The 21,881-nt window shown below is 68.0% G+C and carries 18 protein-coding genes, 2 tRNA genes and 1 riboswitch; of the genes, 3 read left to right on the top strand and 17 right to left on the bottom strand.

The features are described from left to right. From HMPREF1138_RS07150 to HMPREF1138_RS07175, 6 genes are all read right to left on the bottom strand, one after another. Positions 1-295 (bottom strand): transposase (locus HMPREF1138_RS07150; RefSeq protein WP_039937363.1); only part of this gene is annotated, 295 nt, incomplete at its 3' end. 1,284 nt (positions 296-1,579) lie between these two features. After that, positions 1,580-1,655: transfer RNA gene (locus HMPREF1138_RS07155), tRNA-Ala, on the bottom strand. Positions 1,656-1,881: 226 nt separating this feature from the next. Then, positions 1,882-2,880 (bottom strand): hypothetical protein, encoded by a 999-nt coding sequence (locus HMPREF1138_RS07160; RefSeq protein WP_009058062.1) that lies wholly within the window; start codon positions 2,878-2,880, stop codon positions 1,882-1,884. A 178-nt stretch (positions 2,881-3,058) separates the two neighbouring features. Then, entirely contained in the window at positions 3,059-3,757 is a 699-nt protein-coding gene (locus tag HMPREF1138_RS07165; protein WP_039937365.1) for a GNAT family N-acetyltransferase, read from the bottom strand. Next, entirely contained in the window at positions 3,754-4,980 is a 1,227-nt protein-coding gene (locus HMPREF1138_RS07170; protein WP_009058067.1) for a molybdopterin molybdotransferase MoeA, read from the bottom strand. The genes HMPREF1138_RS07165 and HMPREF1138_RS07170 overlap by 4 nt, the downstream gene beginning before the upstream one ends. 5 nt (positions 4,981-4,985) lie before the next feature. Next, positions 4,986-5,909 carry a UTP--glucose-1-phosphate uridylyltransferase gene (locus tag HMPREF1138_RS07175; protein WP_021610794.1) on the bottom strand — a complete coding sequence of 308 codons (924 nt, stop codon included), beginning with the start codon at positions 5,907-5,909 and terminating at the stop codon, positions 4,986-4,988. 156 nt (positions 5,910-6,065) lie between these two features. Between HMPREF1138_RS07175 and HMPREF1138_RS07180 the strand changes: the two genes are divergently transcribed. Then, positions 6,066-6,599 carry a 5-formyltetrahydrofolate cyclo-ligase gene (locus HMPREF1138_RS07180; protein ID WP_009058056.1) on the top strand — a complete coding sequence of 178 codons (534 nt, stop codon included), beginning with the start codon at positions 6,066-6,068 and terminating at the stop codon, positions 6,597-6,599. Between the two features lie 255 nt (positions 6,600-6,854). After that, positions 6,855-7,247, top strand: coding sequence for a large conductance mechanosensitive channel protein MscL (mscL, locus tag HMPREF1138_RS07185; RefSeq protein ID WP_009058079.1), 393 nt, complete (start codon positions 6,855-6,857; stop codon positions 7,245-7,247). 253 nt (positions 7,248-7,500) lie between these two features. On the opposite strand, the gene HMPREF1138_RS07190 is transcribed toward mscL, so the two are convergent. From HMPREF1138_RS07190 to HMPREF1138_RS07220, 7 genes are all read right to left on the bottom strand, one after another. Continuing rightward, positions 7,501-7,719, bottom strand: a complete 219-nt coding sequence (locus tag HMPREF1138_RS07190) for a hypothetical protein (RefSeq protein WP_009058080.1) — start codon at positions 7,717-7,719, stop codon at positions 7,501-7,503. Continuing rightward, positions 7,712-11,983 carry a hypothetical protein gene (locus HMPREF1138_RS07195; RefSeq protein ID WP_009058091.1) on the bottom strand — a complete coding sequence of 1,424 codons (4,272 nt, stop codon included), beginning with the start codon at positions 11,981-11,983 and terminating at the stop codon, positions 7,712-7,714. Before HMPREF1138_RS07195 ends, HMPREF1138_RS07190 begins: the two co-directional genes overlap by 8 nt. A 24-nt stretch (positions 11,984-12,007) precedes the next feature. Continuing rightward, positions 12,008-12,925, bottom strand: coding sequence for a DMT family transporter (locus HMPREF1138_RS07200; protein WP_009058089.1), 918 nt, complete (start codon positions 12,923-12,925; stop codon positions 12,008-12,010). Between the two features lie 15 nt (positions 12,926-12,940). Further along, positions 12,941-13,013 (bottom strand) — tRNA-Arg (locus HMPREF1138_RS07205). A 145-nt stretch (positions 13,014-13,158) separates the two neighbouring features. Next, positions 13,159-14,091, bottom strand: coding sequence for a universal stress protein (locus tag HMPREF1138_RS07210; RefSeq protein ID WP_039937373.1), 933 nt, complete (start codon positions 14,089-14,091; stop codon positions 13,159-13,161). Between the two features lie 130 nt (positions 14,092-14,221). Beyond that, positions 14,222-14,986, bottom strand: coding sequence for a C40 family peptidase (locus HMPREF1138_RS07215; protein ID WP_009058066.1), 765 nt, complete (start codon positions 14,984-14,986; stop codon positions 14,222-14,224). Between the two features lie 2 nt (positions 14,987-14,988). Then, positions 14,989-15,146: riboswitch (cyclic di-AMP (ydaO/yuaA leader) on the bottom strand. A gap of 240 nt (positions 15,147-15,386) precedes the next feature. Continuing rightward, entirely contained in the window at positions 15,387-16,064 is a 678-nt protein-coding gene (locus HMPREF1138_RS07220; protein WP_009058060.1) for a metal-dependent transcriptional regulator, read from the bottom strand. A 173-nt stretch (positions 16,065-16,237) separates the two neighbouring features. On the opposite strand from HMPREF1138_RS07220, the gene serC reads away from it, so the two are divergent. Beyond that, a complete protein-coding gene (gene serC, locus HMPREF1138_RS07225) occupies positions 16,238-17,365 on the top strand; it encodes a phosphoserine transaminase (protein ID WP_009058087.1) in 1,128 nt (375 codons plus the stop codon). Between the two features lie 24 nt (positions 17,366-17,389). On the opposite strand, the gene HMPREF1138_RS07230 is transcribed toward serC, so the two are convergent. From HMPREF1138_RS07230 to HMPREF1138_RS07245, 4 genes are all read right to left on the bottom strand, one after another. After that, positions 17,390-18,679 (bottom strand): MFS transporter, encoded by a 1,290-nt coding sequence (locus HMPREF1138_RS07230; protein WP_009058084.1) that lies wholly within the window; start codon positions 18,677-18,679, stop codon positions 17,390-17,392. A gap of 152 nt (positions 18,680-18,831) precedes the next feature. Further along, a complete protein-coding gene (locus HMPREF1138_RS07235; protein WP_009058073.1) occupies positions 18,832-20,283 on the bottom strand; it encodes an NCS2 family permease in 1,452 nt (483 codons plus the stop codon). Positions 20,284-20,403: 120 nt separating this feature from the next. Then, positions 20,404-21,267: a DUF3027 domain-containing protein gene (locus HMPREF1138_RS07240; RefSeq protein WP_009058070.1), complete on the bottom strand. Its 864-nt coding sequence runs from the start codon at positions 21,265-21,267 to the stop codon at positions 20,404-20,406. Beyond that, the gene (locus HMPREF1138_RS07245) at positions 21,260-21,637 is read right to left on the bottom strand and encodes a cold-shock protein (RefSeq protein WP_009058058.1); all 378 of its coding nucleotides are present in this window, start codon (positions 21,635-21,637) and stop codon (positions 21,260-21,262) included. Before HMPREF1138_RS07245 ends, HMPREF1138_RS07240 begins: the two co-directional genes overlap by 8 nt. Positions 21,638-21,881: the final 244 nt, after the last annotated feature.

A 21,881-nucleotide genomic window follows, 5' to 3' on the forward strand; every position in this document is an offset into this window, starting at 1 on the left:
AGCGTTTACGGCGCTGAAGCAACCACTCTGGAAAGTAGGTTCCTGAGCGCAGCTTGGGGATCGCCACGTCAATGGTGCCGACCCTGGTGTCCAGGGGCCGGTAGCGATACCCATTGCGCCTGGCGTGACGCTGCGGGTCTTGTTGGCCCCACTGGGCCCCGCACACCGCATCAGCGTCCGCTGATAGCAACGCGTTAATCACGTGCTGGAGCAAGGAACGCATCAAATCCGGGGATGCCTGGGACAATGCCTCGCCAAGCAGGCCAGCAGGGTCGATAATATGAGGAGCGGTCATCGTTGTGCCTCCAAATCGTTTCGAGTCAGAAGTAGAGAGCTTTCTCGAAGGATCACACGGTGACCGCACCCATATCAAACGGGCCGACCACCACACGGTTACACCACTATGCGGGACACTACTCTCGCCGCGGCGGCCCCTGCGTCTACGTGCGCCAGAAGCCGCGTCAATACAGGTGTAAGCGGCACACACGCCCGCTTGCACGTGGGCCCCTCGCTGTGCACGTTAACCCGATATCTCGCACGTTAACCCGATATTCTGCGCGTGGGCGGCACTGCCCATGCTCACATTATCGGGCCCACGTGCGCGTTAAGGAGCGCGGGCGACTCGTGCACCTCTGTACTGCAACCCGGGACGCCTCAGGGCTCGATCGAAGCAATGTCGCATGCAATTCGATTGACTGACCTTTGAACATAACGCGAAAACGTTGCAATTCCAACGACACAGATCTGTGCTGCACACAAGTCACGAGGGAATTGCATGCGAAATTGGGGGCACAGCACGCTTCGTGTTGGAGTGCTGCCCCTCAAGATGTCAGAGTGCGGCGTGGCTTGCCAGTCTGCGTGGCGTTCGCTCTGGGGCGCGTTGCCTTCAGGCCAAATCGCCGCTATCCACCGGGTACGGAAGCCGCGCCACCGCACTCCGCGATGCCTGACACAGGGCCCGTTTGGGGGTTTTGCAGCATTAGGAGCACTGTGTCGGCGTGTCGCCGGCGTGTCGCGGCTCTAATGGTGCAATTCCCCCCGTTTGCTGGCGGTGAGGTCGCGGTTCGGGGTGGTGTGGCGCCCACATCGCAGACGACCTCGGCGACAAACGCCGACAACGAGGTGTCGTGGGCACGGCAATGTGCGTTGTGGACACAACGGCGTCTGGCCTGGCGCGGAGCTCGCGCGCGAACCCGCTATTGCGTGCGCTAACCCGCGATATCGCACATAAACCAGCTATTCCGTGTCTGGGCGAGGCTGCCCGCGCTCGTATTAGCGGGTTAGCGTGCGAGTTAGCGGGCCCACGTGCGAGACGAGGAGCGCTGGCAGCCAGTGCGCCTCGACGAACTGCGCCCCTGAAGCTGAGTGCCCACACCAGGCCACGCGTTCGCCCGCACGCCGGGCACGTGGTGGTATTCATACCCCCACGATGAAACAACCACCTTCAATGTTGATTTTCCCGCACCAGCAAGCCGAAAAATCGCTACAAACCAACACGTTGTGTCCTTTAACCCACAAAGCACCGCAACAACGCCCGAGCATGCAAAAAAACCGACATCCGCTATCGGATGTCGGCCCGTGGTGGAGCTAGGGGGATTCGAACCCCCGACCTTCTCATTGCGAACGAGACGCGCTACCAACTGCGCCATAGCCCCAAGGACGGATATACCTTAGCACCCTCTGAAGTCTTCACGCAAGCCGACCGAAATCAGCACGCCTTCGCACCGTAGCTGCCGCGCCGTAGCTGCCCCACCGAAGATTCCACATAGAACACGATACCGAGCAAGACACCCCACTCCCCCAGCGCCTCCAAGGTGCCGCGAAAGAACCGCGCCGCGAGCCCGGTGGCTCGCGGCGCGGCAACGACAGCAAGAAGCAGCCCTATTGGGCCCGGCGCGCGTCCAGGACGGCATCCAGGTCAAGGGCAACAGCCTGATCGGCGACGACCTCTTCGGTCGAGCGGGCACCAACCTGGGCGGTCTGTGCGATGGGGCGCGCGGGAATCGCCGCCGTGATGCGCGGGATGCCCCGCAGGTCCGTGTCCGCATGGACGATGCGGCCGCGAATACGATCACGCGACGCGTAGGTCGGCGCGGGGATCGGGGCGACGGTCCAGGCGCGTGCGGGCGTGTCGGCAACCTCGACGGCCTCGGGCACCTCGACATTGAAAACGAGGGAGGGCACGGATCCTGTCTGGGGAGCTGACTCGGCGCCGGCCTCGGGAGAGGCGCTCGAACGCGCGGCAGCAACGGCCTCACCCTCACCCCGAGCGGCGTCAACAACGCGCGGCTGCGGCGCGGGCGCCGTTGGACGACCGGCACCACGCACGTCAGCGCGCAACTTCGTGAGCTGCTCGAGCTCACGGTCCGAAGCACGCTGAGAGCGGACAGCCGCGACGCGGGATGCCGCCAGCGACGCAACCAGAGCGGCAACCGGAACAACGAGCCACGCCCAAGCAATCGAGGTCGCGGCAATAACGATGCCGAGGATGACGGTCGAGAGGGCACACACACCCGTCACTACCATGCGGCGGCGCCCGGCCGCACTCTCCGCGGCAAGCCGGGCGGCGCGGCGCGCGCGCAGCTTGGCGATGTCGCGGACGGCCCTATTGTTGCGGCGGTCGATGACGGGCCGGGTACGTCCAGTGGTGGCCGTGTGCATGCTTCCTCCGCTCGTCAGTGCGCGCCGCGCCAGGATCGTCCCGCTGGCGTGATCACACGAGTCTAATTCTGGACCATTCGTATGAATGATGCGCAGTCTCGGGGAAAATCGGTCGATCTCGCGAGACTGGACGATTGCCGTTCGGCGCGCGACCAGCGACGGTACGGTCGCGAGAAGCGACACGAATACCGCTGCGATGACGAGTCCACCAATTTCCACCCTCTCAACGTAAAGGGGTTTGCGAGTAGCACTGTCGCGCCTCGCGGGCGTGTCGAGCTCTCAAACCTCCCGGTAAAAAGATGACTAACCTCAATCGTCACACGTGTAACATTGACCCCACGAACACCAATTTCGAGTGATGCTGGCCACTGCCGAAGCGCGATGCTCGGCACCCACCCTAACCGATCGCCGGCCTGCCCCAACGACGCTGCACGAGCCCACCCTCAGGCAAAGACTCGGCATCAATAAAGAACGCGACATGGTCGGCCCACTCCCCCGCAATATGCATAAAACGCGGCCGCAGGCCCTCCTCGACCAACCCCAGGCCTCGACACAGGCCCAACGAACGCTCATTCTCGGGACGCACACACACCTCGACGCGATGCAGTCCGAGCTCCCCCACCACCAGATCAAGGACGAGCGCCGCCACCAAGGAGCCCAGGCCTCGCCCCGCCCACTCCGACACAATCCAGTAGCCGAGCATCCCCGACGACATCGCCCCCCAGTGCACGTTCGACACGGTAAACTGGCCGACGAAGCGCCCATCGATCTGAACGCCGAAAATCAGGCCGGTCCCCTCCCGATGATCACTCTCCGCCCGACGCATGTACTGCGAAAAAGTAGGGATATGCTCGAGAGTATCCGGCGGTAAAGTCGCCTCCCACGGACGCAACCAATGCCCGTCCGCCCGCCGCACGGCGTCAAGGGCCCGATGCTCCTCACCGCGCACAGGACGCACGACGAGCTCACGAGGACGCAACGAAGGCTCAGGCCCGGGGCGCAAAAAACCACGCCCCACCGGGTCCACGACGCGCAGCGTCAGCATGTCAATGTCGCGCCCCCACACGCACCGGGGGCGCCGGAAGAAACACCTCATTCGAGGACCAGGCACTGGAGGGTGTCACCTGCGCGCACGGTCGTCACATCCTCGGGCACGACGGCCAGCGCGTTCGAGTCCGCGAGCGCGGACAGCAGCAACGAGGCCGGGGTCCCCATGACGGCAGCGTTGTACCCGGCGCGCGGGGAGCCGGTCAGGCGCACGCGCACGAACTCGCGCCGGCCTCGCGGCGAGTACCAGGAACGGTCAATGGCGGCGCGCACCACGGGACGGTTCACGGCGGTCCATCCCTGCATGTGGCGCAGCGCAGGGCGCACGAAAACCTCGAAGCAGACCTGAGCGGACACGGGGTCGCCAGGCAGGCAGACGATCGGAGTGCCGGGGCGCCCCTCTTCGCCACCGACGGTGCCCACGCCCATGATGTGCCCAGGCCAGGCGGCGACGTTGTCGAAACGAACCGTGCCGAGCGCCCCGAGGACCTCGCGGACCGTGTCGCCGCTCCCATAGGAGATGCCGCCGGTCGTTAGGACGAGGTCAGCGCGAACCAGCTGGTCCTCGATCGTTTCGCGCAGGCGGGCACGCTCGTCGGGGACGGCGGCGACACGGAAGGTCTCGGCGCCGGCGTCGGCAACGGCGGTGGCCAGGGCGTGACCGTTGGCGTCGAAGACGGTGCCGGGGCGCGCCTCGCCGCCGGGCTCGACGATCTCATCACCGATGGAAATGATGACGACGCGCGGGCGCGGGTGGACGAGCACCCGGTCGCGACCCACGCCGGCCAGGAGCGCCATCTGACGCGCTCCGATACGCGTGCCAGCGCGCAGCACGGTCTCACCCTGCGCGACGTCCTCGGCGCGGCGACGAATATTCTCTCCGCTGGCCGGGGCGGTACGCAGGGCGACCTGCGCGATCCCGTGGTCGGTGAACTCGAGGGAGACCACGGCCTCGGCGCCCGTGGGCATGGGCGCGCCGGACGCGATACGAATCGCGGTGCCCGGCACGAGGGCGGCGGGGTCGACCGCGCCGGCGCGGATCTCCTCGGTGACGGGAAGCGTCACCGGCGTCTCCAAGGTGGCCCCCTCACAGTCACGCACGCGCACGGCGTACCCGTCGCACGCGGACAGGTCGGCGACCGGGAGGTTGAAGGGCGCCTGCACGTCCTCCGCGAGCACGCAGCTCACCGCATCGACAAGCTTGACGTCGAGCGGCGGCACCGCGTGGGCGACGGCCTGGCAGTCCTGGTAGAAGTCGGCAACGCTTCGCATAGTTGTCAGTCCTCAAGCTTGGAGCGCAGGAACTCCCTGAGTTCCCCTCCAAGCGCCGGGTCCTCAAGGGCGAGCGTCACGTTAGCTTCGAGGTAGCCGAGTTTGTCCCCGGTGTCGAAGCGCCGCTCGTCGATGACTACACCGTACAACCCTCCACCCTCTTCTTCGGGGAGGTCGATCATGCGCGCGTACCCATCTGTGAGCTGGTACTCACCGCCGGCGCCCGGTTCGATGTTTTCGAGGGCTGTGAAGACGGCCGGGTCCAGCAGGTAGCGGCCGACGACCGCGTACTCGGACTTGACCTCGTCGAGCGGGGGCTTCTCAGTGACGTCCGTGATACGCATGAGCTGGCCCTCCTCGAGGTCGACGCCCTCGGGAATCGGCAGGACCTCAACGGCGGTCGAGGCGTAGGCGGTGGCCTGCTCGGGGGTGACCTTCAGCAGGGCGACGACGGTGCCGCCCAGGGCGCCTCGCACCTGGATCATCTTGCGCAGCAGCTGCGATCCGGGCTCCATGAGGTCGTCCGGCAGCAGGACCGCGAAGGGGGCGTCGCCCACGTGAGACTTGGCCTGAAGGATCGCGTGGCCTAGGCCCAGGGGGTGCCCCTGGCGCACGGAGTGGACGCGCGCGTACTTCTTGTACTCGTTGACGTATTCGAGAGCCTTTTCCTTGCCGGCCTTCTCCAGGTCGGCCTCGAGGCCGGGCTCGGCGTCGAAGTAGTCTTCGATGGCCTGCTTACCCGCGCGGGTAACAAACAGGACATCCTTGATGCCAGCGTCGGTGGCCTCGCGAACGATGTACTCGATCGAGGGGCGGTCGACGACGGGGAGCATCTCCTTGGGGACCGACTTGGTGATGGGCAGGAAGCGGGTTCCACGACCGGCCGAGGGGACAACGGCGTGCACGACGGGCTGGTGTCTATCTGTCATACTGCAAGCGTAGCGAAAAAACGACTGAAGAGGGAGACGATGGCCACAAAAACAACTCTCCGCGCGGAGATCCGAGGCCGTCGCAGGGCTCGCCGAGCACTCTCCAGCCCCCAGATGGGCGCACGGCCGTCACATACTGACCAAGCTCCCCTACCCGTGCATCACCGCGCCGAGGCCGAGGGGATCGCCTCCCAGGTACGCGCCCTGGCCTCGTCGATGGGCGGCGTCACACTGCCCGCGCTCTTCGTCTCCACCCCCCTAGAGCCCGACATGTCCCTCGCGCTCAGATTGTTCCCCCGCGCGCTCCTGCCCATCCTCTTCGACGAGGCCGGGGATGCCCTGGGTGAGCCGCGTTGGGGACTGTGGGAAGCCGGTTCCGCGCTGGCGACCCCGGGGCCCCCTCCCGCTCAGCCGGCCGGCGAGGCCCTCGGATCGCAAGCGCTGGCGGGCGCCGACCTGATCCTCATTCCCGCGCTGGCGGCGAGCGAGGACGGTACGAGGCTGGGGCAGGGCGGCGGTTGGTACGACCGAACGCTGCCCCACCGCGCCCCCTCGGCTCCAATCGTGGCCGTCGTCTTCGACGACGAGGTTCTCCCCGGCGGCCGGATCCCTCGCGAACCTCACGACATTCCCGTCGACGCGATCATCACCCCCACGCGAACACTCCACGTTCCCGTGCGGCACGCCTGACGCGATGCCAGACGTTTGTCATACACATCTCAGGGCGCCCTTTTCGGCGCTATTTCAGTAACGCCTGACCGAATTACAGAAAGTGCGACGAAGATTACCCTCTAAACACTGTCGTTAAGACGAAAGTCCCCCTAATGTTCTCCGTGGTAACAGCGCGCCCGCGCGGCGCCAGCCCCGGCGGCTCCCGCCCGCCGCGCCGAAGCTTTCGGCGATTCAGCCTTGTCGGCAGAGCCGACCTTTCACACAGGAGAACCCATGCTTAAGGGCTTCAAGGAATTCATCACTCGCGGCAACGTCATCGAGATGGCCGTCGGTTTCATCATCGGTAACGCCTTCAAGGACATCGTCGACTCCCTCGTCAACAATGTCATCAACCCGCTGATCGGCATGATCTTCGGCAAGCCGGACTTCTCGAACATGCTCATCTTCTCTTTCAACGGCTCCTCGCTGAAGTTCGGTGTCCTGCTGACTGCCGTCATTAACTTCCTGCTCATCGCCTTCGCCCTGTACTTCTTCCTCGTCGTCCCGATGAACGCGCTGGCCAAGCGCAAGAAGAAGGCCGAGGATGCGGCCCCCAAGGAGGTCTCCGAAGAGGTCCAGCTCCTCACCGAGATCCGTGACGCTCTCGCCAAGGGCGACCGCGCCTGATTCTTTCCTCCTCGCGAGCCGGGGCCGATCCACATCGGCCCCGGCTTGTTGCATCCCCGCGGTGCTGCGCGACGGCGCGCCCCTAATTTCGCATGCAATTCGGCGACCCGAACTTTCAGCCACCCCGACAAACGTTGAAATTGCAACGCCTATATTTCAAAGCATGAAAAGTTGACAGGGAAATTGCATGCGAAATTACCGGGAAATCATGCATCGGATCGGCGCTCCAGTGTGGCTCGCGGCACGGACACCCCTACGCGCGCGCCTGGGCGTGCGGGGGCACGTTGGCCAGCAGGCGCGCGTCGTTGGCGCCGTCGCCTCGGTCGGGGGAATCTGCCATGGAGCCCGGGCGCGTGTCCTCGGGCCGCACGCGATCCTCCCACGAAGGCGGCAGTCCTTCGGCGATGAGGCGCCGGTCTACCTCGGAGACGAAGCGCGCGACGCGACGGCGCTTGCGAGGGGCCTCACTCATCGCCGGGCTCCTGGTCGCCGGGCTCCTGCTCGCCAGGCTCCCCGGCCTCGTCGGCGTGCGGGGCGGCGGGCCGGGTGCGACGCACGACGTTGCCGAGGACCGCGTCCGACTGGAAGCCTCGGCGCGTGATACCCAGGGCCTCGCGCAGCTCCTCGGCGGTCTCCAGATCGGTGCGTTCGACGCCGTCCGAGCGCACCCACGCGGCCATCTCATCGAGCTGGTCGTCGGAATAGGCCGCCAGCGGCAGGCCCTTCGCGATCGCCGGGCGGGGTCCGCGGTTTTCCTCGGACGCGCGTTCCTTGCGTGTGATGGCCAGCAGCATACCGGTCGTGTCCTCGTCGGCCTTCTTGCGACGCTGGGACTCCTCGTCGAGGTCTTCGTCGAGCATGGGCATGCGCGGCGAAGCGGGTGCGGCCTCACCAGCCCCCTCGCCCGACGTCTCACCCGACGCATCACCCAGTACCTCGTCCGATGCCTCGTCCGAGGCCTCGCCGACGGGCCGGTCGCCATCCTCAGCGCGCGCCGAGTCGGGCTGGTCGCCCGCGGCGACTGCTTCCTCCGAGGCGTCGTCGTCGCTCACGTGCTCGGGCACCTCGACGGCGGGCGCCACCTCGTGGGTGTTGAGCTCCTCGAGGGCGTCCAGGACGGCGTCGACGATCGTCGAGGCCTCCTTCTCCGGGTCAATGAACAAGGCCATGGACAGGGCGGTGTAGACGCGCCAGCCCTGGGCCTCGAGCCAGCGTGGACGGGCGCGGTCGCGCACGCGCTGGCTGGGCTCGGACAGGTATTCCTCGTCGTCGGTGAGGACGGCGACCAGCAGGCGCCCGGGCGAGTCCGGGTGGCCGATGGCCAGGGGGACACGCATGCCGCCGGGGATACCGACGTTCGCGACGACCTCGAGGCCGCGCGAGTACAGGTGCTCGGCGAGGTCGACGAGGAGGCGATCGGGTTCCCCGGCCAGCACCGGCCAGGCGTCCATCCCCTCGCCCGCGTGCCCCTCGGCGATCTCGAGGAGGTCTACGAGCATGCGCGTGCCCTCGTAGTGGAGGCGTTCGCGGTCGATGTCGGCGCTGTGCAGGGCGGAGACGAGGGTGAGGTCGCCGCGTACAACGCGCAGGATTTCGGCCAGCGTGTCGGCCCCCTCCTCGCTGGAGAGCACGCCGAAGTCGTGGATGACGCGCCCGTGGGGCGTCTTCGCGAAGCCGACCGACAGGATCAGGGACTCGCGGGTCAGGCCCACGGCCTGGTTGGGGCCGACGACCACGAAGGGCTCGGGGGTGGCCGGGTCGAAGAAAGAAGCGAGGCCAGGTTCGTCGGCGCGCACGGAGGCCAGGGCCTCGGAGATGCGCTGCGCGTGGCGGTCCGACAGGGCGATGACGGCCAGGGAGCGCTCGGGGCACTCGACGGCGTGTTCGATGACGGCGTCGACGACGGCGCGGACCTCGGCGCCCGTGGACTCGATCGCGTGGGCGCCGGGCGCGGGCATGCCGGTGGCCTCAACCCAGCGGGCGCTCACGGGCGCGTTCGCGGCCGTCCACGGGACGGGGATTCCGGCGTGCTCGTAGCCGTAGCGTGCCAGGAGCAGGGCGACCTGGTCGTTGAGGCGCCTGGGGCCGGGTTCGACGCGCAGGGTGGGCAGGACGTTCGCGAGTGTGCGCGTCGCTCCGTCCTCGGAGGCGGCCGTGAGGTCGTCGATGACGACCAGCTGGTGGCCGCGCGCGATGATGGGCGCCAGCTCCGCCAGAGGCAGGCCGTCGGCGCCGTCGAGGACGACCATATCGACCGTGCGCCCGGTGGGCGCCAGCATGGGCACCATCGCGGGGACCGTCATGAGGACGGGCAGCAGGTGGCGCACGAGCGGGTAGACGACCAGGAGCTCCAGGTCGGTGGGGGCGCCGCCGTCGAGGAGCTCGCGCAGTTCCTCGTACTGGCTGGGGCGCGCCGCCAGCGCGTTCGTGCGGATTCGACGGACTCCGGTGATGGCCTGGGGGATCAGCGAGGCCACCTGGGCCTCGTCGAGCTCGCGTCCCTCGCGGGCGAGTTCCTCCAGGGAGCCGGGATCGACGCCGCCGAGGGCCGGCGCGGCGGCGAGCATGGCACGCAGCAGGGAGGCCCACCAGGCCAGGTCGAGCTCGGTATCGATCTGTTCGTCCGAGACGCCGCGGTCCGCCAGGTCCTGGGCGAGGGCCTCGAGGCCGCGGTCGGCCAAGCGGGCGCGCATCTCGAGGCGGGCGGGGACCTCGCGCGCGGCTAAGGTGTCGCCGGACCAGCGTTCGATGAGGGTCGCGAGGCGCTGCAGGTGAGTGCCCACGAGGTTTTCTTCCTCGGCGACGAACACGGGCGCAATGGCGTCCAGGTCGTCGCGCACGGCGTCGGTCAGGGCCGAGATTTCGCCGATCTTGGCGGGCAGGATCGGCCAGGAATCGTCGCCGCACACCGCGCACCAGGCGTCGCGGCGCTCCTGGACGCGGATGAGGGCGCGGTGCAGGTCGGGCACGTGCACGCCGGGGCGCACGAGGTCTTGGGCCTGCTTGACCAAGCGCGTGCGTTCGGAACGGCCCATGGAGATGTCGTGGTCTTTGCGCCACTGCTTGGGGGCAGTGGCGACCACCATGTCGGCGGCGCTGCGTTCGAAGACGCGGGGCTGGAAGACGTCGAGGACGTCGGCGATGCCGTCGAACATGGCGAGCTGGCGGTCCCACTGGGCGAGGGTGCCCGCCGGCTTGATGCCTGCCTCGCCAGCGACGGCGGCGATGTGGACGCGCAGCTGGGGCAGTGTCTCCGACAGGCGTTTGACGCGCAGCAGCACGTCGCTGGCCTGCTCGTCGGAGGTCAGGACGGCGGAGGACCACGGGGAGGACGAGGCCGTGGTGAGTCGCCCGGAGGCAAGGGCCTCACGCAGCAGGGCGCGGGCGCCTTCCCCCTGGTCCAGCGCGATGTCGTAGAGGGTCTGCTCGGACAGGCGCACGCGCGTCGTGGGGGCGTCCTCGCCGCTCGTGAGGTCAGTGAGGGCGCGCAGGGCGTCCGCCGCGCACACGCCGAAGCGGCCGTAGGGCTCGTGCAACGCGGTGGCGTAGGCGGCCAGGGAGGAGCGGACCTGGCGCAGGCGGGCTCGCAGCGCGTCGACGTTTTCTTGGTCGACGACGGGCGACATGTCTTCCATGGCCTCGCGGACGCGCTCCGCGAGGGTACGCCGCGCGTCCGAGTAGCCGTCAATGTTGGCGACCACGTCGGCCAGGCCGAGGTCCGCCAGGCGCGAATACGCGGCGATCGAGCGCGACGTCTGGGTCGAGACGTGCAGGACGGAGCGGCCGGTGGCGGCCGCGTCAGCCAGGATTGCCGCGACGATGGAGGCGTCGTCGGCGTGGGCGGGCACGTCGATGAAGACGCTGCGCCCGTCGGAGGCGGCCTCGACCGCGTCCTGCTGGGTGGGGATCAGGTCGCCGACGCCCTTTTCGGCCCACGGATCGCGGTCGCCGGGGTTCGTCGCGATGGGTTCCTCCCTCAGGTCGCGGCTGGCGTCCTGGTCGCCCGCGAGCGCGCGGATGACCTCGGAGTCGGCCAGGGCCTCGACGTCGGCGGCGAGGCTGGCGGCCAGGGGCCGGGCGGGGTGGCAGAAGAGCCCGACGACGAGCTCGTCGCGCAGCTCGAAGCGGTTGAGAACGGAGCAGGTTTGGCGCAGGGCGCTCATGGCCTGGGAGGAGGAGAAGCCGTGGTGTCCGCTGGCCTGGGCGAGGATGTCGCGGCCGTCGACGTCCTGCCCGGCGGCGCGCAGGGCCTCGGCGAGTTCGGGGGTCAGGAGGGCTCCCCGTCCCAGGGCGATGAGGACGTCGTCGTCGCGTCGCACGAGGCGCACGGGGCGCAGCAGGGCGGGGACGGTGATCACTTCGGCACCGTGGCGCCACGTGGCGGTGCCGATGCCCAGGTGGATAGGCCCGGTGCCGTGGGTGGCGGCGCGTTGTTCGGAGCGGGCGATGATCGCGCGGGCGCGGTCGAGGGCGCGCCCGAGGGCGATGGGTTCGCGGATGAGCAGGCTCAGGCGCACGGGGTGCTCGGTGTAGAGCTGCGCGAGGCCTCCCGGGTGCGCGTCGGTCAGCGACAGCGTCGGCAGGGATTGGCTCTCGGCGGCGATGGTCTCCTCGAGTCGTGTGCGCCACGCGGAGCGCGCCTGACCGACAAGGGTGGTCGGGTGCGTCGGCGTGGACGAGGCCTGGGGGGCCTCGGGCTCTGGAGCGGAACGGCGCGAAAAGATACTAGGAACCACGGTTCCACCCTACGGCAGGGTGGCTTATTGACCGGCGCGGCGCGCCCGGATGAGGTCGACCACGGAGATGCTCACAACGGCTCCGACGATGAGGAGGATGCCGGCGAGGTCGATGATCGTGTAGCGGGTCCCCATGACAAGCGCGGACAGGCCGGTCGCGGCGATGGGTTCGAGGCTGCCGACGAGGGAGGCGCGCACGGGCCCGATGCGGTCGACTCCCCACAGGTAGGCGGTGAAGGCGACGGCGGTGCCAAGGAGGACCGTGACCGTCATTGCGACGATGACGTCTGGGGTCCAGGTGATGGAGTAGCGCCAGACCCGCCCGGCCAGGCCGACGCCGGATCCGGCGATGAGGAGCCCGTAGCCGACGACGAGCTCGGCGCCGTAGGAGGCTATGAGGCGGGCGGGCAGGAGCGTGTAGGTCGCCAGGGTGAGGGCAGCGATGGCACCCCACGCGAGGGTGGTTGGCGTCAGCGTCAGGGTGTCGAGGGAGCCGTGGGTGGACAGGAGGAAGGTTCCCGTCAGGGCGAGAACGATGGCGAGCGCCTCACAGGCGCGCGGCCAGCGGCGGTGGCTCAGACATACCCACACGACGATGAGGATGAGACCCAGGTACTGCAGGACTGTGCCCGTCCCGGCGTTGGAGGCGCGGATGACCTCCATGTAGCTAATTTGACAGGCAGCGAGGCCGAAGAGCGCGTAGACGACGAGGGTACGCCAGTTGAGCACGGAGGAAACGAGGGCGCGGTGCTGGGGGGTGACGCGGCGCGCGCGAGCCAGGGCGAAGCCGAGGGTGAGGATGCCGGCCGTGAACATCCGGAAGAAGCTGACGAGTGATAGTTCGATGCCGTGGTGTTCCATCAGGTAGTCGGCGGAGACACCGGAGGCGCCCCAGCACAGGGCAGCCACGACAGTCATTGCATAGCCGAGCGCGTGACGCACGAGTTCCCCTCACAGTGCCCCCGAGACGATTCGAACGTCCGACACCCGCTTTAGGAGAGCGGTGCTCTATCCCCTGAGCTACGAGGGCGTGACACTTTGTCCGGGCCAACTCTAGCAAAGTGGGCGCCGCCGCGTCGCGCGACCCGAGCCTCGCGCGTGGGATATCACGGACCGGACGCGCACGGACGAGGCCGGGGCACCCGCGTGGTCACCCCGGCCCGGTCGGTGGCTCGTTAACGGCGTTCCCACTCCGTGTGGACGGCGGTTGTACCCTCGCCCAGGTGGGCGGAGGGGACGACCATGACGGGGCAGGTCGAGTGGTGGAGGACCGTCTGCGAGGTCGAACCGAGGAGCACGCCGGCCAGGCCGCCGCGTCCGCGGGTGCCGACGACGACCAGGTCGACGGCGGTGGAGAACTCGATGAGCAGCGAGGCCGCGGAGCCGTCGAGGGCGTGACGCGACACGTGCATGTCGTCGCCGTCGAGGGCGGCGTCGATGGCCGCGTCCATGCCCTCGCGGACCTGGGCGAGCAGCGCCGAGTGGTCGACGCCGGTTGGGGTCCACGCCATGACGGAGGGGCCGACGGCGATGGGGACGGCGGAGACGGCGGTGACGCGTGCACCCCAGACACGCGCCTCGGAGATTGCGCTCTTGAGGGCGCAGGAGGGCTGTTCGGTGCCGTCGATGCCGACGACGACGCGCTCGACGGGTGTGAACTTCTTGCCCGAGGTGTGGCGCGGAACCACGACGACCGGGCACTTGGCGTGCGCGGGCAGGGCCGAGGAGACCGTGCCCAGGAGGCGATCGGCGAAGCCGCCGCCCCCTCGCGAGCCGACGACGATCATGTCAACTTCGGCGGAGAAGTCGATGAGCACCCCGGCGGGATCGCCCGGCTCCGTGGATCCGGACACGTGCGTGGCGCCGCGTTCGCGTGCCACTGCCTTGGCTTCTTCGACGACCTGCTCGGCGCCCGCTTTGAGGGCTTCGTCGTCGAGGACGGCGTATCCGCCGTCGAGGGCGGCGGCTGAGTAGGAGGCCAGCGCGTAGGTGCACAGGCAGTGGATGCGCGCTCCGGTGCGCGCGCCGCGGTCGGCGGCCCAGGTGACGGCGGCAAGGCTCTCCTTCGAGCCATCGACACCGACCAGAATGACTTCGGTGGAACTCATCATGTCCTCCTCGTGGTGGCAGTCACTTATATTGTGCCGCATTTTGACGGTGCGCGAAACCCCAAGCCGAGGAGAAAAAAGATCGCCGCAGCCCCGAGGGGCTGCGGCGATCACCGAAAGGTCGTGTGACTCAGTAGCGCACGTAGGTCGCGCCACCGCGCACGGGCGAGATCTGGGAGAGGCGGCCGGGAACCGTCGCCTCAACCATCTGGCCGTTGCCGATGTAGATGGCGACGTGGCCGGGGTAGGACACGATGTCGCCGGGCTGCGGGTCGGAGACGATGGTGCCGCCAGCGGTCTGCGCGGACGAGGAGTGCGGCAGGTTGATGCCGGCGGCCGCGTAGGCGTACTTGACCAGGCCGGAGCAGTCCAGGCCGGCGAGGGTCTCGCCACCGTAGACGTAGGGGATACCGGTCAGGCCCAGGGCGACGGACACGATGTCCGAGCCGGCTGCGTTCACGGCGGCCTGGCGGGCGGAGGTGTCGCTCGAGGTGACGTCACCGCGGGTCTCGGAGCGCGAGGCGGCGGAGTCGGAGGTGTTGGACTCGCTCGCGGCGGCGGGAGCCGGGGTCGGCTCGGGGGCGCGGGGAGCCTCAGCCGTGATGGACTCTGCGGCGTCGTCCTCGGCGGTCCACGCGATATCGGGGACCTCGACCGTCGTGACCTCGTCGACGGCGATCGTCGTGGTGTTCAGGTCGGCGCTCTGCGGTTCAGACTGGGGGACGGCCGGGGCGGCGTTCGCAACACCGGCAGCGATCGCGGTCAGTGCAACACCGGCGGCCGACGCGAAGGCGATCGGGCGAGCGGCGTTCGTGGTGGCCACACCCTCGACCACGGAAGCGGTCAGCGGGCGGCGTGCCTGGCGGTGACGCGGAGTAGGCTTAGAAGTCTTCACTCGTTTTCTCCCTGTTTCCCTGCGAGGTTAGCTGTCGGGTTCGGGCGGGAGGCCCGGCTCGGCGTGCGAGCTTCACCCCAAGGCTACGAGGAGCCGGTGATGGGTTCCCCGCGTGAGACGCTTTTTCCGTCCCATTCGTTGTCTCACTTCGGGTACCGAATGGGCGGTTGGTCTGATGACCGGTATTCACTATAGCCTGCACGGCCGGTCAATGTCACGTTCCGATAACGCCTCAACACCCCACCGTTACCATTTCGTGATATTTGTGCCTAGCCGTATCAGGGAAAACTCCCCCTATCGGCAACTCGTCACACCCGTTTCACGATGCGAGACGCTCGCTTGTCCCTGCACAACGAAGGCCGAGACCCCACCGGGCCCCGGCCTCGTCACCCCGAGAAGGTCACTCCCCGCGCACGAACAGATGAGCGGCCAACGCCATCGGAAGCGTCAGGTAACCGCTGACCTCGCCGGAGCCATCCAACGCGGCCACGCGCACGACGTCCCCGTGAGCAGACAGGGCCACGCGTTCCCCCGGGCGCAGCCCCAGCTCGTCGAAGGACGCCAGCAACTCAGCGTCGGCCTGGATCGGCTCGCCGATACGCCCCAGGGTCAAAACGCCGGACTCGAGCGAGCGCACCGCCAGCTCGGCGGAGTGCAGGCGCTCCGTCCCGTCCACGCCGGGCAACGGATTGCCGTAGGGATCCACGGTCGGATCGGAGAGCAAGTCCACCAGCCGCGCCTCGACGGCGTCGCTCATCACGTGCTCCCAGCGGCAGGCCTCGTCGTGAACCTGCGCCCACTCCATGCCAATGACGTCCAGGAGGAGACGCTCGGCGAGTCGATGCTTACGCAGCACCTCCGTCGCGCGGGCGCGCCCCGCCTCCGTCAGCTCCAAGCGCCGGTCCCCCATGACGTGCAGCAGGCCGTCTCGCTCCATGCGCGCCACCGTCTGCGAGACGGTCGGACCCGAATGGCCCAGGCGATCCACGATCCGGGCACGCAGGGGCGTCACCCCGTCTTCCTCGAGCTCAAGAATGGTCTTGAGATACATCTCGGTGGTGTCAATCAGGTCTGCCACGTCGTCCTCCTTCAAGGGGCACCTACGAACACCAGGATAGGGTGACCTTTGTTGTCTGGAAAGAAACGACACAATGACGCGAAAAAATGCGCGTCGTAACGTGTCGTTCTTCACGACAATTCGATTAATGGGCGTGATGGAAATACCGGCGAGCGCGGGGTTAGGCTGTTGTCATGGTGGATTTCCCCGACATTGACCCGGCTCTCCTGCCCGCCGACGGGCGCTTCGGCTGCGGCCCCTCCAAGGTGCGCAACGACCAGCTCGAAGCCCTCTTTACGCCCCTCCTCATGGGCACCTCCCACCGCGCGGCCCCCGTGCGCCGCGTCGTCGCCGACCTGAAGGAGGGCCTGCGCGCCCTCCTGAACGTGCCCGACGGCTACGAGGTCGTGCTCGGCAACGGCGGCGCCTCCGCCTTCTGGGACGCCGCCTGCGCCTGCCTCATCTCCTCGCGCGCAGCCTTCGGCTCCTGGGGTGCCTTCGGCGCGAAGTTCGCCGCCTCGGCGAAGCGCGCACCCCACCTCGCCTCCCCCCTCATCGACGAGGCACGGGCCGGCTCCCTGGTTACGCTCGCCCCTCGCGACCCTGAGCAGGGCGTCGACGCCTACGCCTACCCCCACAACGAGACCTCAACCGGCGTGGCCTCCCCCGTCTACCGCGTCGATGCCCCGGGAGCGCTCACCCTCGTCGACGGCACCTCCATCGCAGGCGCCGCGCCGATCGACCTCACCCAGGTCGACGCCTACTACTTCTCCCTGCAAAAAGCCCTCGGATCGGACGGCGGCCTCTGGGTCGCTATTCTCTCCCCCGCCGCCATCGAGCGGGCCCGCCGCATCGAGGCCTCCCCCGGCGGGCGCTGGATCCCCCCATTCCTGTCCCTGTCCGCCGCCATCGACAACTCGCGCAAGGACCAAACCCTCAACACGCCCGCGGTCGCGACGATCATCATGGCACAGCGCCAGGTCGCGTGGCTCAACGAGCGCGGCGGCATGGAGGCCGTGAGCGCCCACTGCGCCCAGGCCTCGTCCCTCATCTACGACTGGGCGAACGCCCACCCCGCGCTCTTCCCCTTCGTCGCCGAGGAGGCGTGGCGATCCCCCGTGACGGCCACGATCGAAATCAACGCCGACGTCAAGGCCACCGACCTGGCGGCGCACCTGCGCGCCCACGAGATCGTCGACATCGGCGCCTACCGGGGCGTGGGGGCCAACCAGCTGCGCATCGGCACGTGGCCCAGCGTCGAGATCGGCGACGTCGAGGCCCTCCTGGAGTGCATCGACTACTGCCTGGAGCGCGTGCTCTAACTCCCAGTCCCCCGGGGGCGCACCTCAGTCCTCATCCAGCGAGCGGCGCGGCGCGTCCACGGAGGAGTCCGCCTCCACGCCCACCCACGGGAAGGTCGGGCGGGCAACAACGCGCCCCTTCCAGTGGATCATCGCCCAGACCCCGCAGATGAGCGCGATGCCCAGCGACGCGATGCCGCCCACCAGGATCGACCATCGCGCCCCAAACATCGTCCCCACCCACCCGATGATCGGCGAGCCAATCGGCGTCGCACCCAAGAACACGAGGGAGTAGAGCGCCATGACGCGCCCGCGCTTGTCGGGATCGGTGCGGGTCTGAACCAGGGCGTTCGCGCTCGTATTCATCGTCAGCATGCCAAAGCCCGTGGGGATCGACAGGAGCGCAAACCACCAGTAGGAGGGGGCCAGGCCCAAGAGGATCTCGGCGGTCCCATAAAACGCCGCGCCCAGGAGAATCGTGCGCAGGCGCGGAACGCGGCGCGCGGCTCCCGTCGACCCGAGAATCGACCCGAACGCCATGAAGGTCGACAAAATACCGAACGACCCGGCCGCCTTACCGAACACGGTCGTGGCCATCAGCGCGCTCGTCATCTGGAAATTCATGCCCAGGGCGCTGACGACGACAATCAGGGCGAGGATGATGCGAATATCCGTGCGGCCATGCACGTACACAACCGATTCGCGGAGCTGCCCGCGAGCGCGCGGGATGAGGGTGCGCGGGTAGAGGCGGTCGGCGCGCATGAGGGCCAGGGCGATGACGGGGGCAGCAAACATCCCGGCGTCGATCAGGAAGACGGGGCCCACCCCCCACCAGTCGATGAAGAAACCCGCCGAAGCCGGGCCAATGAGGCGCGCGGTGTGGAAGGCGGTGGCGTTCAGGGCGACGGCGTTCGCCATCTTGTCCTGGGGCACGAGCTCGCCGACGAATGCCTGGCGTGCGGGCGTGTCGACCGCGGAGATCGTCCCGGAGACGAAAGCGAGGATGTACTGGTGCCACAGCTCGCCCGTGCCCGTCAGCACGACGACACCGATGACGAGGGAGACGAGGCCCACCCCCGTCTGCGTGCACTGGAGGAGGCGCCGCCCGGGGATGCGGTCCGCGAGCACGCCCGCCCACGCGGAGAACAGGATGATGGGCAGGAACTGCAGGGCGGTGACGACGCCGACCTGCGAGGCGTCGTGATCGGTGAGAACCGTCAGTACGTACCAGTCCTGGGCGACGCGCTGGAGCCACGCGCCGGTGGACGCAATCAGGGAGGCAACGAACCAATACCTGTAGTTCACGTAGCGCATAGATGCAAATGTTGCCGACACGCCAGACCTCCCTCTCTCTCGCTGCTGCTGCGCGCCGAACGAGGCGGGGGCAGCCTCAGGCGATCACCCCTCCTCGGCGCATATTCCTAGGATACGACTGCCCCGCCGGAGCGAGGCTCCGGCGGGGCAGGAAGGGGACGACAGGTGAGAAATCAGCCGACGCCGAGGAGGCGCTGGAGCGGACCCATCAGGAAGTAGATGATGAACAGGACGGACACCAGCCACATGAGCGGGTGAACCTTGCGGGCCTGGCCCTTGACGAGCTGGATGAGCGAGTAGGTCACGAAGCCGACGCCGATGCCGACGGACACGGAGTAGCCGAAGGGCATGAAGGCCATCGTCATGAAAGCGGGGATCGCAACTTCCTTGGAATCCCAGTCGATGTCGGTCACCTGGGTCATCATGAGGAAGCCGACGAACACGAGGGCCGTGGAGGCGGCCTCGGTCGGGACCAGCTCAACGAGGGGCGCCAGGAAGGTCGACATGAGGAAGAGGACACCCGTGACCACGGAGGCCAGGCCGGTGCGCGCACCCTCGGCGACGCCCGAGGCCGACTCGACGTAGGAGGTGTTCGAGGAGACGCCGCCGACGCCGCCGGCCACGGCGGCCAGGGAGTCGATGATCAGGATCTGGCGGGTCTTGGGCGGGTTGCCCTGCTCGTCCAGCAGCTTACCTTCGGCGCCGACGGCGACCATGGTCCCCATCGTGTCGAAGAAGTCGGCGAGCATGAGGGAAAAGACCAGCAGAATGATGGAGACGACGCCGAGCTTGCCGAAGCCACCGAAGAGATCGACCTTGCCGAGCGTGTCGAAGACGGGAACGGCGATCGGGGAGCCCTTGAGCTCCGGAACCGTCTGGCCCCAACCGGTGGGGTTCGTGTCGGAAATCCGATCGATGTGCGCGAACGCCTGGACGATGGCCGCCAGGACGGTCGCAGAGATGATCGAGATGAGGACCGCGCCCTTCACGCCACGCACGTAGAGGACGATCATGAGGAAGAGACCGAATACGAAGACCAGAGCCGGCCAGCCGTCAAGCGAACCCGAAATACCGAACTGGACGGGCGTCGCGCCCGCGCGGACGATGCCCGCGTTCACCAGGCCGATGAGGGCGACAAAAAGGCCCAGGCCCACCGTGATCGCGGTCTTGAGGGCGGGGGGAACCGCGCGGAAGACGGCCTCGCGGAAGCCCGTGAGGACCAGGAGGAAGATCAGGATGCCTTCCCACGCGATGACGCCCATGGCCTCGCCGTAGCTGAGGCCGGAGCCCAGGACCAGGGTGAAGGCAACGACCGCGTTCAGGCCGAGGCCTGCGGCCAGGGCGAGGGGGTAGTTGGCGACGACACCCATGAGGATCGTCATGATGCCGGCGACGAGCGCGGTACCTGCGGCGATGCCCTGGGTGGTGATGGAGCCATCCTTGGGGACGGCATTGCCCAGGATCGCCGGGTTGACGACCAGGATGTATGCCATCGCGAAGAAGGTGACGATTCCACCGCGGATTTCGTGACCGATGGTCGAACCGCGCTTGGAAATCTGGAAGAACGAATCAAGTGACTGTGTGAAGCCGCCGTGGGATGGGGCGGTCTGTGCTTGTGTGCTCACCGCTTAATCGTGCCTGCTCACGCGCCCGGGCGCAAACATACCCGCCGTGTTCCCACTTGTTGAGAAAGCACCCGGGCGCTCGTCCCGGGCGCTTCCCATCAGTGGGCGCTCGCCGAGGCCTCAGCCGACCTCGGGCCGCTCCGCTTCCTCAGTCACGTCCCCCGAGGGCGTCGCCTCCTGCGCCTGCTGTGCCACGGCCTCGTCGCCCGCCTGCTCTGACGCGCGCGGCATCGGCTCGGCGTCGAGCGCGCCCTCGTTGACGCGCGAGGGCCGCACGGGCCACGCGGTGCCGTTCTTCGGAATGTCCGTCTCCGAGTGAGACCCGCAGGTGTGGTCCAGGGAGACGACGGCGCCGTCGTCGGTCGCCCATTCGTTGGCGCACACGCCGAACATCGTGCGCATGCCGCCGCCCATCTTCATGAGAAAACCGCAGGTCGAGCACGTGTTGCGCGGACGACGGCCCGACTTGGGGCCGCGCTCCGACGCGTACCAGCGCTTCGCGGCCTGGCTGCGCCCCTCCTCGGACAGGACGCGGGGTCGGCCCATGCCGAGCTCGCGCACGACCGGCAGGTCGAGGTCCTCGCTGGTGTCTTCGAAGCCCTGCTCCAGGCGCTCGTCGTCTGCCACGTAGGGCAGCGTGTCCTCGCGGGAAATATCGGAGGGGCGCAGGCGATCCTCCCACGGCACCCACTCGGGCGCGAGGAGTGCCCCCTCGCGCGGCGTCATGTCGACCTCGCACACGGTGGCGACGCGGCCGCGCGGCACTCGGGCGACCGTCACCGACCAGCACCAGCCCACGTACCCGGCGTCAGTCGACGCGAAGTAGTGGGTTCCCAGGCGCTCCGACACCATCTCGAAGCCCACGTGCTCGCCGACGGGACGCGGGTGCGCCACGGCCTCGGCGCCCGCGCGGGCCACGTCTTGCGCGGCCTCCAGGACGGCGTCCTTCTTCACTGCCCGAACACGGGCACCAGTCTTAGGCATCGAATTCCTCTGCGACGGCGCGCAGCACCTTCGCGATCTTGGTCGCGTTGTCCGGGTAGGAGCCGCGGCGCAGGGTAGCGCTCGAGGCGTCGAGGAGCTTGATGAGATCCTCAACGACCGGCACCATCGCCTGCGGCTTGCGACGCTTGGCTCGGGCAACGGAAGCTGTCTCTTTCAGGAAGCGCACGCTCAGGGCCTGCGGTCCCTTGCGTCCGTCGGCCACCGAATACTCCACGCGAGCTCCCACCCTGGGGCTCGGCGCGTCGGACGGCAGCGCGGACGAGTGGAGGAAGACATCCGCCCCGTCGTCTCCCGTAATGAAGCCGAAACCGCGATCAGCGTCGAAGAACCTGACTTTACCGGTGGGCATGGTCCCCTCCTTCTATCAATAGTCTGTAGGCCGGGTAGGCTCCCCCTATCATAGGGCCCTCCCACGCCCCGTGTGCGAGGCGTGCTCCCGCCTGTAGCGAACAGCACCGCCCGCTCCATCCCCGCGCGCTTTCGCGTAGACTGACCCCACGGCAGTAATCACACGTCGCATACTGCGTCACATGGTGGACGCGCGTGCGTAACGTGGTATATCTTTGCTTGTTCGCCACAACGCAGGAGGGCCC

It is taken from the genome of Actinomyces sp. ICM58 (genome assembly GCF_000283035.1).
Lineage (GTDB): Bacteria > Actinomycetota > Actinomycetes > Actinomycetales > Actinomycetaceae > Pauljensenia.

Excerpts from the sequence above, each read along its gene's own strand:
- HMPREF1138_RS07165 (WP_039937365.1), bottom strand. The coding sequence starts at position 3,757 with ATGAGGTGTTTCTTCCGGCGCCCCCGGTGCGTGTGGGGGCGCGACATT.
- HMPREF1138_RS07170 (WP_009058067.1), bottom strand. The coding sequence starts at position 4,980 with ATGCGAAGCGTTGCCGACTTCTACCAGGACTGCCAGGCCGTCGCCCAC.
- HMPREF1138_RS07175 (WP_021610794.1), bottom strand. The coding sequence starts at position 5,909 with ATGACAGATAGACACCAGCCCGTCGTGCACGCCGTTGTCCCCTCGGCC.
- mscL (WP_009058079.1), top strand. The coding sequence starts at position 6,855 with ATGCTTAAGGGCTTCAAGGAATTCATCACTCGCGGCAACGTCATCGAG.
- HMPREF1138_RS07190 (WP_009058080.1), bottom strand. The coding sequence starts at position 7,719 with ATGAGTGAGGCCCCTCGCAAGCGCCGTCGCGTCGCGCGCTTCGTCTCC.
- HMPREF1138_RS07210 (WP_039937373.1), bottom strand. The coding sequence starts at position 14,091 with ATGAGTTCCACCGAAGTCATTCTGGTCGGTGTCGATGGCTCGAAGGAG.
- serC (WP_009058087.1), top strand. The coding sequence starts at position 16,238 with ATGGTGGATTTCCCCGACATTGACCCGGCTCTCCTGCCCGCCGACGGG.
- HMPREF1138_RS07240 (WP_009058070.1), bottom strand. The coding sequence starts at position 21,267 with ATGCCTAAGACTGGTGCCCGTGTTCGGGCAGTGAAGAAGGACGCCGTC.
- HMPREF1138_RS07245 (WP_009058058.1), bottom strand. The coding sequence starts at position 21,637 with ATGCCCACCGGTAAAGTCAGGTTCTTCGACGCTGATCGCGGTTTCGGC.